Source organism: Mesoterricola sp. JemC181 (genome assembly GCF_055384585.1).
On the sequence record NZ_AP045076.1, the window covers coordinates 2,487,147 to 2,503,346 of the forward strand.

The window sequence follows — 16,200 nt, forward strand, 5'->3', positions numbered from 1 at the left end:
CCCATGAATCCGGCGGGTCGGGCCCGGGTGGCCATCCTCGCCGGGCTCCTGTCCGGGCCCCTGCTTCCGGCCCCGCCGGGGGGGGCCGTGCAGGTGACCGTCACCGGCCTGGAGGGTCCGCTGCGGGACCAGGTGCGCAAGGCCCTGGCCCTCCCCCGGGGCATGGACGGACCGGGAGCGGTGGACCGGGGCTGGGTGGACCGCTTCGCCGGCCAGGTGGAGGCCAAGGTCAAGCTGGCCCTCGAACCCTTCGGCTACTACCGGCCGGTGATCCAGGTGACCCGCTCCGGGCCCGCGGGCGGCCACCTCCAGGTCCAGGTGGCGGCGGGGGAGCCGGTGCGCATCGGTCACCGCCGGGTGGAGGTCACCGGCGCCGGCGCCTCCGATCCGACCCTGGCGGCCCTGGCGGCCGCCTTTCCCCTCAAGCCCGGCGACCCGCTGATCCACCCTGAGTACGAGGCGGCGCGCTCGGGCCTCAAGAGCCGCGCCGAAGGGCTGGGCTACCTGGACGCCGACTTCACCCGCCACGAGATCGTCGTGGACCCCGCCACCCAGACCGCCACGCTGGACCTGGTCCTGGCCACCGGGGAGCTGTACCGCTTCAAGGACGCCCGCTTCCTGGGCGCCCCCGACTACCCGGCCCCGTTTCTCCGGCGGTACGTGGCCTTCCAGCCGGGCGACCCCTTCACCCGCGCCCGGCTCGGCCTGACCCAGGTGCAGCTGGCCGGTTCGGAGCGCTTCAAGGAGGTGATCCTCACCCCGGAACCGGCAGACCGCGACGTCACCCTCCGCATCGACCTCAAGCAGGGCCCCCGCCGGTCCCTGCGCACCGGGGTGGGCTACGGCACCGACACCGGGCCCCGCTTCTCGGTGCGCTACCGGGACCTGGACATGCTGAACCGGGGCCATGAGCTGACCACCAGCCTCTACGCCTCCCAGCGCCTGCAGGGCCTCTCCTCCACCTACACGCTGCCCATGGGCTCCGGATTGCAGGACACCGCCACCCTGCAGGTGATCCTGCAGAAGGAGGAACTGGCGGATCTGGTGACCCGGCTGGCGTCGGTGGAGGTGGCCCGGAACCGTTCGCTGGGGCCCGGCACCCTGGGCACGGCCTACGTGCGGTTCCTCCAGGAGGCCTACACCTCCGTGGGGCTCTACCACCGCACCCGGCTGGTGCTTCCCGGCGTGCGCTTCACCCGGGACCGGCTCGACGACCCCAGGCTCCCCACCCGGGGCCTGCGCGTCGCCCTGGAGGCCCGGGGCACGGACCGGGCCCTGGGGTCCGACACCCGCATGGTCCAGCTCCTGGGCGCGGTGAGCCACCTCCAGCCCCTGCCGGCCCGGTTGTCCCTCCAGAGCCGCCTGCGGGTGGGCGCCACCTTCTCCGCCGAGCCGGTGGACGCCCTGCCGCCGACCCTGCGCTTTTTCGCCGGAGGGGACCAGAGCGTTCGCGGCTATGCCTATCAAAGCCTGGGCCTGCGGGACGCGGCCGGAAAGGTGGTGGGCGGCAAACAGCTCCTGGCCACCAGCCTGGAGCTGGAACGGGCGCTGCCCCGCAACTGGGGCGTCTCGATCTTCCACGACGCCGGCAACGCCTTCGAGTCCTTCAAGGGAGTGCGCCTGCACCAGGGGGCCGGGGTGGGGCTCCACTACCGCTCGCCGGTGGGCAGCCTCAACCTGTCCCTGGCCCGGCGGATCCGGGACGAAGCGCCCGGCTGGCGGATCCACTTCAGCGTGGGGGCCTTCCTGTGAGCCGCCGGGGCAGGGTCCTGCGCGGGCTGGCCGCGGGCGCCCTGGCGCTGCTGCTCCTCTGCGCCGGCGTCGCCGGCTGGCTGGGCGGGACCGGGAGCGGGGTCCGCTGGCTCCTGGCGACCCTGGCCCGGCGTTCCGGGGCCGTCTATTCGGCCCGGAAGGTGGAGGGCCGCCTGGGCCGCCTGCACCTGGAAGGGGTCCGGCTGGCGATGGGCACGCTGGACGTGGAGATCGACCGGGCCGACCTGGACTGGAACCCCGGGGCGCTGCCGTTCCGCCGCATACCCGTCCAGGCGCTGGTCCTCCAGGGGGTCCGGGTCCGGGACCACGCCCCCCGGGAACCGGAACCGAAGCCCTTCCTCTGGCCGGCCGTGCCGGATGCGGTGGCCCGGCTGCGCGTCGAGGTGGCGCGGGCGGAGGTGGCGAATCTGACGTACCGGCGCCTGGACGATCCCGCCGTGAAGGTGACCCGGCTGCGGACCTCAGCCCGCTGGGAGGCCTCCCGGCTCAGCCTGCCGGCCCTGGAGCTGGAAACGCCCCAGGGGCGCCTCGGCGGCACCCTGGCCGTGGCCTTCCGGGAGCCGGCCTTCCAGGCCGATCTGGCCCTGGTCCCCGGGGCGCCGCTGGGGGGCGTGGACAAGGCGACCCTGAGGGTGCGGCTGGGAGCGGGCGCCGCATCCGAGCTGCTGGCCGGCCCGGTCCAGGGCGTCCTGGAGGGCAGGGGGCGGTCCCTGGCCGCCGTGGACGGGACCCTCCGCCTCGCCCCCACCCGCCTGGCCTTCCAGATCGTGCAGGGGCGCTGGTTGAACGGGTCCCTCACCGGCAGCCTGGGACTGGACCTGCGGGCCGGATGGCAGGGGGATCTGGCCGGCCGGGGCCTGGATCCCGCGGGGCTGGACCCCGCCTGGAAGGGGCTCCTGAACTTCGATCTGAAGGGCGCCGGGCAGGCTGAGCGCACCGAGGTGCAAGCCGTCCTCCTGAGGAGCCGCCTGCATGGCCAGGCCCTGGATGGCCGGCTGAGCCTCCTGCGCGAGGGCGGGGAGGTGACCCTTTCGAGCCTGTTCCTGCGGGGCCGGGGCTTCGAGGTGACCGCCTCGGGCCGGCTGAGCCAGCGCATCCAGCTGGAAGCGCGGGTCCAGGAATTCGCCCTGCTTCTGCCCGGAACCCGCGGAAGCCTCCAGGCCAAGGGGTGGGGCCGGCGCGCCCAGGGCGCGTTCACCGGCGAGCTGGCCGGGCAGGGAAGGGGTCTGGCCGGCTTCGGCGGCAAGCTCGACCGCGTGACCTTCAAGGGGCTGCTTCAGGACCGCCTGGCCCTGGATCTCGCCCTGGAGGGCCTGGCCCTGGGCCGCTTCCAGGCCGGCAGCCTGGGCCTGAAGGCCCAGGGCACGGTGGCCCGCCACGAACTCCAGGCCACCCTCCGGAGCCGGGAGGCCCAGGTGGGTCTCGCCTTGTCCGGGGGCTACGCCCAGGGGGCCTGGACCGGCACCCTGCTGTCCCTGGCCGGCCGGGACCGCTCCGGCCCCTGGACCCTCCAGGCTCCGGCGGCGCTGGAGTTCGGCCCCGGCCACGTCCGGATCGCCGCCTTCCGCCTCCAGGGCCGCGGCCCGGAACGGCTGGACGCTTCCGCCCGGATCCTCCTGAACCCCGTCCGAGGCAGCGCCTCCGCGGCCTGGGACAGCCTGGACCTGGGCCGCCTGCGCTCCTGGATCGCCGGCCTGGAGGTGCAGGGGGCCACCACGGGCAGGGCCTCCGGCGAGCTCCGGGACGACGGCCGCCTGACCCTGTCCAGCCAGGTCCAGGTCCGGGGCAGCCTCGCCTCCGGCGGACGGACCTGGGTCCTGGAAGGGGCCAGCCTGGAGGCGGCCGGGGACGACCGCGGCCTCCAGGGCGCCCTGGGCCTCCGCCTGGCCGGGGGCGGCGGCCTGGACGCGCGGTTTTCGGCCCCCGGCCCGGCGCGGCTGGCCCTGCCTCCCGGGGGCAGCCTGGACCTCGCCTGGAACGACCTGGATCCCGCCTGGGCGCGGCCCTGGCTTCCGTCCGGGATCGCCGTGGAGGGCCGTCTCGCCGGCAAGGTCCAGGCCAGGGTCCAGGCCGACCGCAGCTTCACGGTGACCGGCCGGGCTGATCTCACCCAGGGCCGGGTCCACGGCCGGACCTCCGGCGGCGAAGTGGAAGCGGTGCTGGGCAGCACCACGCTCGCCTGGACCTGGAGCGGCGAGGCCCTGAAGGGCGACCTGGACCTGGCGCTGGCCGGGCACGGCGGCGTGAAGGGCGGCTTCCGCCTCCCGCTGGCGGCCCGCTGGCCCCTGGTCCTGGACCGCGACGGCGCCCTGGAGGCGTCCCTGGCCGGGCGGATCCAGGAGAGGGGCCTGCTCGGGGCCCACCTGCCGTCCCTTGCCCAGGAGACGAGCGGTGAGCTGGAGCTGGACCTGCGCCTGCGGGGCTCCCCCCGGGCGCCCGCCCTCGCCGGGCGCGTGGTGCTGTCCGGGGCCGGGGCCTACCTGCCCGCCGCCGGCATCACCCTGCGCGACGTCCGCTGCACGGCCCTGCTGGAGAAGGACCTGATCCGCCTCCAGGATTTCCATGCCGCGTCGGGGCCCGGGTCCCTGCAGGGCTCGGCGGACTTCCACCTGGCGGGCCCCAGCCTGGTGTCCTGGAAGGGGGCCCTGGAGGGCAAGGACTTCCAGGTGGTGGCCTTCCCGGAGGTGGACGCCCTGGCCTCGCCCGCCCTCACCTTCGAAGGCGGCCCCGGCCGCCTGCAGGTGCGCGGGGAGGTCCTTCTGCCGACCCTGAAGATCACCGGCGAACCCGACCACGGCCTGCAGGCCCCCAGCGCCGACGTGCGGGTCCTGGGCCGCGAGGCGGCCGCGGCCAGGGCCTTCCCCCTGGCCCTGGACGCCCGCGTGAAGCTGCGCTTCGGCGACCACGTGCTGGTGTCCACCGGGCCCATCGACGCCCGGCTGGGGGGGGAGCTGATGCTGGTCTTCAGCAACCCGGACCAGGTGCAAAGCCAGGGGCAGATCCAGGTCGTGCAGGGCCGTTTCCGCACCTACGGGGTGGACCTGGACATCACCCGCGGCCGCCTCTACTACGCAGGCGGCCCCCTGGCCGATCCCACCCTGGATGTCCTGGCCGTGCGGCAGGTGGGGGAGGTGAAGGCCGGGGTCACCGTGACGGGGCCCCTGACCGCCCCCGTGACGGCCCTGTACTCCGACCCCGCCATGCCGGACGAGGACAAGCTGTCCTACATCGTCATGGGCCATGCCCTCGGCGCCGCGGGCGGCGCCGGCGTGGACCTCATGGGCCGGGCCTCGTCCTACCTCATCAGCAAGGGCCAGTCCGCCGTCCTCCAGGACCGCATCAAGTCCCGCCTGGGCCTGAGCACCCTGGATATCCGCACCGCCCCAGGGGACGATCCCCGGCTCATGGGCTACAAGCCCCTGGTCTCCACGTCCGCCGCGGCCGCCAACGCCCAGGCGGTGCCCGCGGCCCAGGCCATGATGACCCTGGGCAAATACCTGACCCCGCGCCTGTTCGTAAGCTACGGCCGGTCCCTCTTCACGGGCGGCAACCTGTTCCTGCTGCGGTTCGATCTGCAGAAGCACGTGCAGGCGGAGGCCCAGACCGGCACCGAAAGCGGCGTGGATATCTATTACAAGCTTGAATTCAAGTAGGGTCTGGGGGATCACGAGCACCACCCCGGGCCGCGCCATGGGGGATCAGCGTCTGGACGTTCACGACCGGCATCGCGCACGCTCCGGTCCGAACACCCTCCGAAAAGCAGCCCGTTGGCAGGGCCCGCCCTGCGATTCCAGGTCCAGGCGATGGGCCGGAACCAGGCTCGATCGTTAACCGGGCGCCCTAGTGTTTGAAGTAATCGGCGTTCTTCTCGATGTAGGACTCGAACCCGGCCGGCACCTCATCCTTCGGGAAGATGGCGTTCACCGGGCACTCGCTCACGCAGGCGCCGCAGTCGATGCAGGTGTCGGGGTCGATGAACAGCTGGTCGACCTTGTCGAAGTCCCCTTCGGCCTTGGCTGGATGGATGCAATCCACCGGACAGACCTCGACACAAGCCGTATCCTTCGTTCCGATGCAGGGTTCCGTGATCACGTAGGTCATGCCCCGCCTCCTTTCCAGAGGTGCGCTGATGAGGCCCTGCCAAATTTAGTCTGGATCTCCGGTCGCGCAAGGCCGGGTCCCGGCCGGAGGACGCCCTACTCGGGAGCGGGCGCCCCGCCCTCGATCCAGCGCTTCATGAGGCGCGCGAAGGCCTTCTGGGAGATGGGCGGCCGGGGCCTGCCTTCGCCCGGGTTCCAGCCGGCCTTCACCAGGGGATCCTCCGCCACGTGGCGAAGCAGCTGGGCGAGGGTCAAGCCCCCGTTCTGGTCCGGGTCCTTGAGCTGCCGGGCCAGGGCCGCGGGGCTGCGGCCCTGGAAGACCAGCGGCATTTCGGGGGGAGGCAGGCGCCATGCGGGGTTGCCGGGGGGCATGCCAGGGCCCGGCACGTTGGCCGTCTGGTGGCAGTTCATGCATTTGAGGGCGTAGACCCCCTCGCCGGAAGGGCCTCGAACGACGTTCTGGGTGTGGGGATGGCTGTCCTCGCCCTGGAGGGGGCGGTTGCCGTCGGGGTGGCAGTTCATGCACCGGGGGTGCATGAAGACCTTGTAGGCCTCCAGGAAGGCGGCCTTGGCCTCCGCCGCGGTCGGCGGGGGCGCGGGCTTGGCCGCGTGGAGGGGGCCGGCCGCGAGGGCCAGGCCGAGGAGGAAATGCCGGATCGAGGGGAGCATTGCGGACTCCTAGAGCCGGATGGGCAGGTGCCTCACCCGCTGGCCGGTGAGGAGGAAGAGGGCATTGGCCACCGCCGGCGCCACCGGGGGCACCCCGGGCTCGCCGATGCCGCCCATCTTCGCGGTGCTGGGCAGGATGTGGACCTCCACCCGGGGCATCTCGTTGATCCGGAGCAGGGGATAGTCGTGGAAGTTCCCCTGCCGGACCCGGCCCTGGGCGAAGGTGATCTCGCCGTGCAGGGCCGCCGTGAGCCCGAAGACCACCGCCCCTTCCATCTGGGCCCGCACCCCTTCGGGGTTCACCGCCAGCCCGCAGTCCACGGCGCAGACCACCCGGTGGACCCGGGGCCGGCCCTGGTCCACGGACACCTCGGCCACCTGCGCCACGAAGCTGCCGAAGGACTCGTGGACCGCCAGGCCCAGGGCATGGCCCGCGGCCACGGGACGGCCCCAGCCGGCCTTCTCCGCGGCCAGCTCCAGCACCGCCAGGTGGCGGGGGTGGGGCTGGAGCAGGCGGCGGCGGTAGGCCAGCGGGTCCACGCCCGCGGCATGGGCCAGTTCGTCGATGAGGCTCTCCATCACGAAGGCCGTGTGGCTGTGGCCCACGGAGCGCCACCACAGCACGGGCACCCCGGTGCTGGGGCTGTGGAGGCTCACGTGGTGGTGGGGGACGCCCGCGAGGTAGGGGGAATCCGCCACGCCCTCCGTGGAGGTGGGGTCGATGCCGTTCTTCATCATCATGGCTTCGAAGGGCGTGCCCACCAGGATGGACTGCCCCACCAGGGTGTGCTGCCAGGCTTCGGGCAGGCCGTCGGCCCCCAGGGCCACCCGGGCCCGGTGCAGGAAGCCCGAGCGGTAGTAGCCGCCCCGGATGTCGTCCTCGCGGGTCCACACCACCTTGACGGGCCTGCCCGCCGCCTTGGCCACGTGCAGGGCCTCGGTGACGAAATCGGACGTGGGGTTCGCCCTGCGTCCGAACCCGCCCCCGAGGAAGACGGTGTGGAGGGTGATCTGGCTGGGCTTGAGGCCCGTGATGCGGGCGGCGGCCTGGTGATCGGGGCCCTGGAACTGGGTCCCGCTCCAGATCTCGCAGCTGTCCGGGCCCAGCTTCACGGTGCAGTTGAGCGGTTCCATGGGGGCGTGGGCGAGGTAGGGCACGGCGTACTCGGCCTCCAGGACCTTGGAGGCCTTGGCCAGCACGGAGGAGGCGTCGCCGGCCTGGGCCGCCACCTTTCCCGGGGTGGCCGCCAGGCGCCGGAACTCCTTGAAGAGGGATCCGGTGTCCAGCCCCGCGTTGGGGCCCAGGTCCCAGGCCACCGCCAGGGCGTCCCGCCCGCGCTCGGCCGCCCAGAAGTCCTCGGCCACCACCGCCACGCCGCTGGGCACCTGGAGCACCGCGCGCACGCCCGGGACGGCCTTCGCGCGGGCCGCATCGAAGGACCGGACCTTGGCCCCGAACACCGGAGGCCGGGCCACCAGGGCCGTGAGCAGGCCCGGGAACTGCACGTCCATCCCGAAGATGGCCCGGCCGTTCACCTTTTCCGGCCCGTCCAGCCGGCGCCGGGGCTGGCCGATGATCTTCCAGTCCCGGGGATCCTTGAGGGGGATGGGGCCCGGGGCCGGCAGCCTGGAGGCCGCCACCGCCAGCTCGCCATAGGTGGCCTTGCGGTCCCCCGCGTGGACCACGCCGTTGTCCGTGCGGCACTGGGAGGGATCCACCCCGAAACGCTGGGCGGCGGCCTGGATCAGGAGGGCCCGGGCCAGGGCCCCGGCCTGGCGGTACCGGTCGAACTCGGACCAGGTGCTGCTGGAGCCGCCGGTCATCTGCATGCCGAAGACCGCGTGGGCGTAGGCTGGGGCGGCGGGGGCATGCTCGGCCCGCACCCTGGACCAGTCCGCGTCCAGCTCCTCGGCGATGAGCATGGGCAGGGTGGTCCAGATGCCCTGGCCCATTTCCGAATGGGACAGGAGCACCGTGATGCGGTCGTCGCTGCCGATGCGCAGGAAGGCGTTGGGGGCGAAGGGGGCGGCGGGCTCCACGGCCTGGGCGGCCCGGGAGGCGGCCGGCACCAGGAAGGCGACCGTCAGTCCTCCTGCCGCGGCGCCACCGGCCTTGAGGAAATCGCGGCGGGTCAGGGTCCCGGTCATCGGCCACCTCCCTTGGCGGCGAGTTCGGCAGCCCGGTGGACGGCGGCGCGGATGCGCTGGTAGGTGCCACAGCGGCAAAGGTTGCCAGCCAAACATCGATCGATGTCCTCGTCCGTGGGGTCGGCCTTTTCCCGCAGGAGCACCGCGGCGGCCATGATCTGGCCGGACTGGCAGTAGCCGCACTGGGGCACGTCCGCCTCGAGCCAGGCCAGTTGAAGGGGATGGCGGTTGTCCGGGGAAAGGCCCTCGATGGTCACCACCTGTTTGCCCACCGCCCGGGACACCGGAGTCACGCAGGAGCGGACGGCCTCCCCGTCCAGGTGCACCGTGCAGGCGCCGCACTGGGCCATGCCGCACCCCAGCTTGGTGCCCGTGAGCCCCAGCCTGTCCCGGAGCACCCAGAGCAGCGGCATGTCCGGCCGGGCATCCACGGTCCGGGCCTTCCCGTTCACGGTCAGCTTCAGCATCGCTTCACCTCCGTACGTCCTGGAACCTCCCTTGGATGCCCAGCAGGCCGATCGGTGACGGATCCCCATCCCGGGATTTGAGGGGTGGTTCATATCAGTCGTATTTTCAAGAAATGGAAATCCGTCCTGAAACCCGGCCGGCTCCGCCCCGCCGGGTCCAACCTCGAAGAGGCTGCCGGGCGCCATGCCTGGCGAGGCGGAGCGGTCGCCCGCGCCCGGAGCGATCCTGGGGCTGACGGCTCTCCAGGCCTGGAGGGGGAGCCGACCTTCCTTCAAGGGCCGCGCCACCCGGTACGGGCTGGAAACGACCCCTGACGGGAAGGCCTTCGTGCTGACCTTCAACCGCAAGCCCCTTTTCAAGGTGCGTGGAGGTCAGCGATGGAACGGCCCGAAAGGACTAGGCATTGTCATGCGCGCCTCCCGGCCCCGGGGTTGGGGTTCCCGAGGATGCGCGCATCGAGGCCAGCATCGCCAGGGCGGCGTTGAGGAGGAAAACGTAGGCCACGAACGCCGCACTCTGGAAGTTGAAGGTCTGAACCGAAAGAAGGCTGATTCCGAAGCCGGTGGCGCTGATCGCGTAGGCCACCCAGCTTTCGGAGCGGGGGTGGCGATGGGCCTTGAGGAGGGTCGGGACGCTCGCCAGCATATCGGCCAGCAGGGAGAAGAGCAGGGCCAGGTTCGGATTGCGGGTGATGCCCCAGAGGAGGATGCCGAGGATGGCCGCCGCCATCAGGCCGTAGTCCCGCGGTTCGGTTTTCCAGTAGGCATTCCTGTTGAAGAAGGATGCTGCGACGACCAGCAGCGGCGTCAGGCCGGCGGCAAAGGACGCCCACGAAACGCCCGGAACCCCCTGCACCCTCTGCGCCACGAAGATGACCATCGGGAAGATTCCCCAAAGCAGCCAGGTGATGCGGTTGGGCTGGGCCCGGCCGGCCATGGTTTCAAACACGTAATAGAATCCGCCGAGCGAGCCAATGACCGCACCGATTATGGCGAAAGAGTCGGGAAGCATGGCTCGACTATAGCTCATTTCAAAGCGGTCGCTCCCGGCCCCCTGCCCGCGGCGGAACGCGGCCCGTGGCCGCCCCCATGGGTGATGGAGGCCGAAGACGGGTGGGGACCGATCGATGTGGGACTAGGTGGGAAGGCCCTTGAGAACGCCTTCGTAGACCTCCAGGTCGGACGGGCTGAAGCAGCAGAAGACGACTTCGACGATGGAGCTGGGTCTGGCGAGGAAGGCGCGCGTGGTCGACACGGCAATCCGGCAGGCGCTTTCGATGGGGTAGCCGAAGATGCCCGTGCTGATGCTCGGGAAGGCGATGGAGTGGATGGAATGCTCCGAGGCCAGCTCCAGGCACCGGAGATAGCATGACCTGAGCACGTCCGCTTCCTGCCAGGCCCCGCCCCGCCAGACGGGGCCCACCGTATGGATCACGTGTCGAGCCGGGAGCCGGTACCCCTTGGTCATCTTCGCTTCACCAGGCCTGCAGCCCCCCAGCAATCGGCATTCATGAACCAGGTCGGGCCCAGCCGCACGGTGGATGGCTCCGTCGACCCCACCTCCGCCAAGCAGGGACGAATTGGCGGCGTTGACGATGGCGTCCACATCCAGGTGGGTGATGTCGCCGAGCTGGGCGCGAATCGTCGAGTTCATCGGGTGGTCCTGGCGCCGTGAAGGGGGAGGAGGGGAATCGCAAAGACGATACCACCACGGGGAGAAGTGCAGGTTGGGGACCGGCTTCTCCAGGTTGATGGAAAAGGGCCGTTGAACGGATTTCCAAACGGCAGTTGTCTACCGGGGCCTTCAGGGGCGCCGCATCAGGACGCGGAGCACCGCTGGGCCCATGGGATCCTCGTGCCCGGAGCCAGCCGGACCCGCCGCGGCTGAAACCCAAGCACCCCTAGGACTCAGGATTGGAAACCATGTGGAGCACCCCCCACCCATGACCATCCAGGTCGACGAAGCTGTGGGTGTACATGAACCCGAAATCCTCGGGTTTATCGTAGGTTGAACCACCCGCGGCAAGGGCCTTGGCAACCAGTTCATCCACCTGCTCGCGGCTCTCACAGCTGAGGGAAATCAGGACCTCGGCGGCCTGACTTGTGTCGCAGACGGCCTTGGGCGTGAACTCACGAAACTTCGCGTGGGTTCCCAGCATCACGGAAATGGTTTCATTGATGATGATGCACGCAGCCGTCTCGTCGCTGAACTGCGGGTTGTGAGCAAAACCAAGCGCCTTGAAGAAGGCGACCGACCTCTCGAGGTCGGCGACGGGAAGGGTCAGGAAAACCTGGTTGATCATGCCGTCCTCCTTTGGCCTGGCAGGTTTTACGATGGGGTTGCGATCTGGCGCCGAAGCCGGGTCGGCCCCGATCGGGGGATAAGGGAAAGACGATACCACCAAGGGGAGCGGTGCCTTGGCACCGAAGAAGAATTCGTGCTCGCCGTATTCGGCGCCGACGCAAAGGGCCACCTGGCGCCACAAACGGGGGAGAAGGAGGATCGGATAGACGATACAGCCAAGGGGGGAAGTGCAGGTTGGGGTCAGACCTCGAACGCGGGGTTGGGACCGGCGCGTGAATATCACCTCGTTGGGACGGCGCGGTGGGACGGCCCTTTGGACCGCACCGACTCCGGCATTGGCTCTTTGGGAGGGATGATCTTGGCGAGAAGGATGCCGTAAAAGCTGAACTCGAGAAGGCCGCCGGCAAACCAGCAGGCAGCAACCTTGGCGGGGATAGGGTAGAGGAGGAATTGATTGAGATCGACCAGTAGACCCGCCAGGAGCCCGAAGGACAAGCCGTAGGTCAGGCCCTCCCTCAGGGTTGGACGCCTGGAAAAGCGCAGATAACCGAGCAGGAAGAGCGTGACAATGCCAGCCGTCAGAAGGAGGGAGGTCGGAATCACCCATGGCTGGTTGGGGCGGCGAAGGTGCAGCACCAAGGCATTGACCTTGGCCAGAAGGACAAGGTGAAGAAGGGCATTCCACGCCAATGCGACCCCGAACAGAATCAAACCGGCGAGTGCAATGCGCTTTCGCTCCATTTCGGCACCTCATGCTGGGTGATACCTGGAGCCGAGGTCGAGTCGGTCCCAACCTGGCGGCGCGAAGGGGGAGAAGGGAGACCGGAAAGACGATACCACCAAGGGAGAAGCGCAGGCCGGGGTTCGACCTCTCAGGACCGGCCCGCAAACCTGCCGTCGGTGGGATGAGCGGATGGAACGCGCGTGTTGAGACCTGATCCCGGGTCACTCGATCAAGTGGAACTTATAGACGATAACGGCCCACGGTGCAATATTTGCAAATAAGGCGAGCGCGATTGTCCATGCCATGGCCCTTGTTGGCGCCCTTCGGTAAGCAAAACGACCGAGGAGGCCGGCCACGACCAGGAGAGCCAATGTGCTTGGAACGGCGAATTCCCATTGAGCAGAATCGATACCGCCAAACCCAAGGGCAGCGTAGGCAACGTGGCCACTGGTGGCAAGGGCGAGGGATGCCATTGTAACGGCAGCAAACGCCAGGATCCAATTGCGGGCGGATGGGTTGGTTGGCTGATTGACCTTCATGAGACCACCCGGAAATCCTGACGCCGAAGTTGCGTCGGCCCCAACCTGGGGGCGCGAATGGGGGAAAGGAGGATGGGATGGATCCTGCCTCAAAGGGCGGAGGTCAGGTTGGGGTCCGACCTCGGACGCCGGACTGGGACCGGCGGGCCAATCATACCTCGTTGGGATGGCTCAGTATTTCCATGCGGGCCAACCCTGCCATCAGCCTTGCTTGGAGAAGAGCCTCGAATAGCCGGAATATGGCGCCAGGGGAACCAGTTCAAAACGGATGAGGCTGTTTGAGACAAGTGGAAGTGAAGCCAGAATTGATTCGGCTTCCGGGAGGCTCTCGCATTCCAGGACCAGCACCGCCGAATGCAGGTCAGGGCGGAAATAGATTTCACGGATGAGGTCCGCTTGCTGGAGCTCCCAGACCCTTTGGGCCTCTGCTTCAAGATACGGCGCAAAATCCTTGGCGGACAATCCGGGAAGTTCATTCTCAAGCGCGAGGATCTTCATCGCCTCTCCAGGAAGGTCGTGTTCCGTTCAGGTCAAACCGGGTTTGGGACATTTGCGGATTAGGAAGGAAGAGAAATACTGTTCTTGAAAATAGGTCATTTCTCGAATTTGTGAATCAGATAAATCGATGCCCTCTGGGACGACTTCGACTTTGTCATCGTCTTCCTCGAGCCGGTGGACAATGGCAATGCAACGTCCATGGAAGGTTTGAATGGGTTCCAGCACGGCGAGAACATCGGCATCGAGTTCTTCGCCATCCCCGGAGATCACGCCAGGCAGGTATTGGGGTGCGACCTCGAACGCTGGGGTAGGATTGGCGCGCGAAAAGTCGAATCTTGGTGAAACCAATACGCTATCCACTGCATTTTGTTGGCAAGCAGTGGAAGCGTCACCCCGTTCACCCTTCCAACCTACTGGATTAGGAGAAGATCTATGTTGACTAGGCTGGTCCTTGTCGTTCCCTGTCTTGTGTCCGCTTCGGCATCCTGTCAAGAACTGCACCCTCTGCAGGGGGTTTGGCAGGTAACTGGTATTGAGGGCGATTGCAATTGTGTGGATGCAGCGCCCGGGGGAACTAATACCTATATTTGGCATATGCATCCTGACAATGACGGATCGGTAACTATTACTGTGCAAGGAAACACCGCCTTTCCAAGGCTTCTGGGGCATTGGGATTCTGAGACAAAAACCTTGATAATCGATGGTTATGCCACGGATGGCATGGATGCCTGTTGGTTCAAACTGACATTGGAGAATAATGGAATATTGAAAGGAACGAGGCGGTATCTAAGCGGTGGTGGATCTCGAGATCATCGGCCATGCTTTATAGATTTCACCATTACAGCAAAGAAAACTTCAACGTATCCAGGCTAGGTCGTGTCCTGCGCAGTTGCCTACCGAGCCCTACCCTGGAGTCGGCGCACGGCGCGGCGTGCCGTTGTTGCAGCAAGGAGCCGCGCGCCCCATGCCCCAACCCCGAAGTTGATCTGGCCTGGGCCTTGCGCCGCGAACGGGGGAGAAGGGCATCCGGAAAGACGATACCACCGGGAGAACCGCAGGTTGGGGTCCGATCCCGAACGCTGGGTTTGGACCGGCGCGTGGATATTACCTCGTTGGGACGGCGCGGTGGGATGGGCCCCCAGTTGAAACGCTCGGAGGAGAAGCGCGCTGATTGCCCATCGGGCTGCGGCTTGCCCTGGTGATGTAGCTCTGGGTTTTTCGCCAGCTGATACCGGCGCGGAGAAGCCTGCCTACCGTGGCCTTCGGGGGAGCCCCAACTTGGCGACGGGAACGTGGGAGAAGGGAAGATTGAGCAAGAAAACGATTTGAAGGCATCCAAAAGGCGGGGCCCCGGTTGAACGCAAGGATAGGGGGACGAGCGCTTTTTTTACTGTTAAACTCGCGGCGCAACACACTTTGGCTGGTCAAGGCGAAAGAGCGTGATAGACCCCATATTACGGAGCAAGGAACCTTCTGCGTCGTCCGGATATTTGATGGGACGGGGACGCATTCCCTGGGGCATCGGGGCCGCTTTGGGAAGAGGGGGTGGACATGGATCATTCTGTCCAAGGAATTGCCATATGTATCACGATCGTAGTTGTGGTGACCCTCCTCGTGATGGCGCTCGAACCGGTAAGGCATTGCCCGAAATGCCACTGCACACTGCCTAGATTCCGAATGCCCAGATCCATTCGACAACTCTTTTGGGGTGGCTGGCGTTGCCCCGAGTGGGCTTCAAAAGTATCCCGCACTGGCAGGCTCCTGCCATAGACGCATTGCATCCCTGTCCTTTAAAAATGGGCATCAAGGATGCCCTTCCATACTGAATTGGAGAATCTGATGAATGTTATTCAAAGGCCTGCAAACATCCTCTCCGAGGACTCTCTTGACCAGATATGCGGAGGAATGTACCCCTTCCGACCCCAGACGGGACCTGTATATGATTACTCCGTGAACCCGAAAGCGATGGGCGCACTCATGGGCGTGGGGGCCGTGACAGGAGGCCTTGGGTGGATGGCCGTGGGTGGGATTGGGGCTGTGCCCGGTGCAGTTGGGGGCGCGCTGCTCGGTGGCATAGGTTATACAACGGAGCGCATTCTCAATCCTACGCAGGTTCTCCCGGCTATGCCCCTTGCCGTTTGCCATAACGCGCCACCGATGGCCATGGCGCATTGCCACCGACCGCGCTGAAGCGACTTTTGTAATGTTCTAATGGTTGAAGGCCTGGACTAGCGTTCATCTGCTGATACGCCGGTCCAGGCCTATGAACGGAAGAGAGGTCGAGTTCCACGGCTGGGGCTGACGACCAGTGGGTGCGGGTTTAGGAAATGCCTAACGGCCCAGCTGACCGGACTCAAAGTGGCGGCGCGGTCGGCTGGGAAGGTGGAAGGGGCTCGAGAATTGACGGGTGGATGAAGGTACTTTGAGGTCCGGGGTCGAGCGCGGGATAGGCAGACGGACGATTGATGATGTTGCTGGATAACATAGCGCATCGGGTTTACACCTGGCCAGATGGGGTGGCATGGAAATCAAGGAGCAGCTTGCAGCATGCGTTGCAGCGCCACCCTTCGATGTGGCTGCCGCGAATCATGTCGACTTCTGAATTGATGATGTCTCCACCGCCAAGTAATTCTTGGAAGAACCCTGGCTTTCCATCGAACCATTGAACCGGCCCCTGCGTGCTTAAAAGCCCCTTGGTCATTGGGCTATTGCAAAAGGGGCAGAGGGGGCTATCTGAGGGCATGGGACCAGTATAGGTATTCCGGCGTTGTCGGTGGACCATCACCTAGGGTGCCGCGCTCACGTTGGTTTTGGAGCCTTGGGATGCCTAACGCCGAAGGTGAGTCGGCCCCAATCTGACGGCGCGAACGGGGGAGAAGGGAGATTGGAAAGATGTTACCTCAAAGGGAGAAGGTCAGGTTGGGGTCCGACCTCGAACGCTGAGTTAGAGGGTGTCTGCTAAAAGGAAGGCCCCGCG

The 16,200-nt window shown here is 67.4% G+C and carries 14 protein-coding genes; 2 read left to right on the forward strand and 12 right to left on the reverse strand.

Annotated elements, in window-relative coordinates; all coding sequences use genetic code 11:
- Window positions 1-3 precede the first annotated feature (3 nt).
- Complete coding sequence (locus tag ACZ5MC_RS10935) at window positions 4-1,752, forward strand: autotransporter assembly complex protein TamA (RefSeq protein WP_464517724.1); 1,749 nt, start codon at window positions 4-6, stop codon at window positions 1,750-1,752.
- The gene (locus tag ACZ5MC_RS10940) at window positions 1,749-5,426 is read left to right on the forward strand and encodes a translocation/assembly module TamB domain-containing protein (RefSeq protein WP_464517725.1); all 3,678 of its coding nucleotides are present in this window, start codon (window positions 1,749-1,751) and stop codon (window positions 5,424-5,426) included. The genes ACZ5MC_RS10935 and ACZ5MC_RS10940 overlap by 4 nt, the downstream gene beginning before the upstream one ends.
- A gap of 187 nt (window positions 5,427-5,613) precedes the next feature.
- Here ACZ5MC_RS10940 and ACZ5MC_RS10945 read toward each other — a convergent pair whose 3' ends face one another.
- The 12 genes from ACZ5MC_RS10945 to ACZ5MC_RS11000 all read right to left on the reverse strand — a co-directional run bounded on the left by ACZ5MC_RS10945 (window position 5,614) and on the right by ACZ5MC_RS11000 (window position 16,005).
- Entirely contained in the window at window positions 5,614-5,874 is a 261-nt protein-coding gene (locus tag ACZ5MC_RS10945; RefSeq protein ID WP_306600387.1) for a 4Fe-4S dicluster domain-containing protein, read from the reverse strand.
- A 95-nt stretch (window positions 5,875-5,969) separates the two neighbouring features.
- Complete coding sequence (locus ACZ5MC_RS10950) at window positions 5,970-6,542, reverse strand: hypothetical protein (protein ID WP_464517726.1); 573 nt, start codon at window positions 6,540-6,542, stop codon at window positions 5,970-5,972.
- Between the two features lie 9 nt (window positions 6,543-6,551).
- Complete coding sequence (locus tag ACZ5MC_RS10955) at window positions 6,552-8,690, reverse strand: xanthine dehydrogenase family protein molybdopterin-binding subunit (protein ID WP_464517727.1); 2,139 nt, start codon at window positions 8,688-8,690, stop codon at window positions 6,552-6,554.
- Window positions 8,687-9,157 carry a (2Fe-2S)-binding protein gene (locus tag ACZ5MC_RS10960; protein WP_306600392.1) on the reverse strand — a complete coding sequence of 157 codons (471 nt, stop codon included), beginning with the start codon at window positions 9,155-9,157 and terminating at the stop codon, window positions 8,687-8,689. The genes ACZ5MC_RS10955 and ACZ5MC_RS10960 overlap by 4 nt, the downstream gene beginning before the upstream one ends.
- A 397-nt stretch (window positions 9,158-9,554) precedes the next feature.
- Window positions 9,555-10,169, reverse strand: coding sequence for a hypothetical protein (locus ACZ5MC_RS10965; protein ID WP_464517728.1), 615 nt, complete (start codon window positions 10,167-10,169; stop codon window positions 9,555-9,557).
- A 123-nt stretch (window positions 10,170-10,292) separates the two neighbouring features.
- Window positions 10,293-10,811, reverse strand: coding sequence for an O-acetyl-ADP-ribose deacetylase (locus ACZ5MC_RS10970; RefSeq protein ID WP_464517729.1), 519 nt, complete (start codon window positions 10,809-10,811; stop codon window positions 10,293-10,295).
- A 247-nt stretch (window positions 10,812-11,058) separates the two neighbouring features.
- Window positions 11,059-11,460, reverse strand: a complete 402-nt coding sequence (locus tag ACZ5MC_RS10975) for a VOC family protein (RefSeq protein WP_464517730.1) — start codon at window positions 11,458-11,460, stop codon at window positions 11,059-11,061.
- A gap of 281 nt (window positions 11,461-11,741) precedes the next feature.
- On the reverse strand, window positions 11,742-12,203 hold the full coding sequence (locus tag ACZ5MC_RS10980) for a hypothetical protein (RefSeq protein ID WP_464517731.1): 462 nt from the start codon (window positions 12,201-12,203) through the stop codon (window positions 11,742-11,744).
- Window positions 12,204-12,407: 204 nt separating this feature from the next.
- Complete coding sequence (locus ACZ5MC_RS10985; protein ID WP_464517732.1) at window positions 12,408-12,725, reverse strand: hypothetical protein; 318 nt, start codon at window positions 12,723-12,725, stop codon at window positions 12,408-12,410.
- A 201-nt stretch (window positions 12,726-12,926) separates the two neighbouring features.
- Window positions 12,927-13,223 carry a hypothetical protein gene (locus ACZ5MC_RS10990; protein WP_306600400.1) on the reverse strand — a complete coding sequence of 99 codons (297 nt, stop codon included), beginning with the start codon at window positions 13,221-13,223 and terminating at the stop codon, window positions 12,927-12,929.
- Window positions 13,224-13,250: 27 nt separating this feature from the next.
- Window positions 13,251-13,583, reverse strand: a complete 333-nt coding sequence (locus ACZ5MC_RS10995; RefSeq protein WP_464517733.1) for a hypothetical protein — start codon at window positions 13,581-13,583, stop codon at window positions 13,251-13,253.
- A 2,137-nt stretch (window positions 13,584-15,720) separates the two neighbouring features.
- Window positions 15,721-16,005 carry a PF20097 family protein gene (locus tag ACZ5MC_RS11000; protein WP_373432542.1) on the reverse strand — a complete coding sequence of 95 codons (285 nt, stop codon included), beginning with the start codon at window positions 16,003-16,005 and terminating at the stop codon, window positions 15,721-15,723.
- Window positions 16,006-16,200: the final 195 nt, after the last annotated feature.

Excerpts from the sequence above, each read along its gene's own strand:
- ACZ5MC_RS10935 (WP_464517724.1), top strand. The coding sequence starts at position 4 with ATGAATCCGGCGGGTCGGGCCCGGGTGGCCATCCTCGCCGGGCTCCTG.
- ACZ5MC_RS10945 (WP_306600387.1), bottom strand. The coding sequence starts at position 5,874 with ATGACCTACGTGATCACGGAACCCTGCATCGGAACGAAGGATACGGCT.
- ACZ5MC_RS10950 (WP_464517726.1), bottom strand. The coding sequence starts at position 6,542 with ATGCTCCCCTCGATCCGGCATTTCCTCCTCGGCCTGGCCCTCGCGGCC.
- ACZ5MC_RS10955 (WP_464517727.1), bottom strand. The coding sequence starts at position 8,690 with ATGACCGGGACCCTGACCCGCCGCGATTTCCTCAAGGCCGGTGGCGCC.
- ACZ5MC_RS10960 (WP_306600392.1), bottom strand. The coding sequence starts at position 9,157 with ATGCTGAAGCTGACCGTGAACGGGAAGGCCCGGACCGTGGATGCCCGG.
- ACZ5MC_RS10965 (WP_464517728.1), bottom strand. The coding sequence starts at position 10,169 with ATGCTTCCCGACTCTTTCGCCATAATCGGTGCGGTCATTGGCTCGCTC.
- ACZ5MC_RS10970 (WP_464517729.1), bottom strand. The coding sequence starts at position 10,811 with ATGAACTCGACGATTCGCGCCCAGCTCGGCGACATCACCCACCTGGAT.
- ACZ5MC_RS10975 (WP_464517730.1), bottom strand. The coding sequence starts at position 11,460 with ATGATCAACCAGGTTTTCCTGACCCTTCCCGTCGCCGACCTCGAGAGG.
- ACZ5MC_RS10980 (WP_464517731.1), bottom strand. The coding sequence starts at position 12,203 with ATGGAGCGAAAGCGCATTGCACTCGCCGGTTTGATTCTGTTCGGGGTC.
- ACZ5MC_RS10985 (WP_464517732.1), bottom strand. The coding sequence starts at position 12,725 with ATGAAGGTCAATCAGCCAACCAACCCATCCGCCCGCAATTGGATCCTG.
- ACZ5MC_RS10990 (WP_306600400.1), bottom strand. The coding sequence starts at position 13,223 with ATGAAGATCCTCGCGCTTGAGAATGAACTTCCCGGATTGTCCGCCAAG.
- ACZ5MC_RS11000 (WP_373432542.1), bottom strand. The coding sequence starts at position 16,005 with ATGGTCCACCGACAACGCCGGAATACCTATACTGGTCCCATGCCCTCA.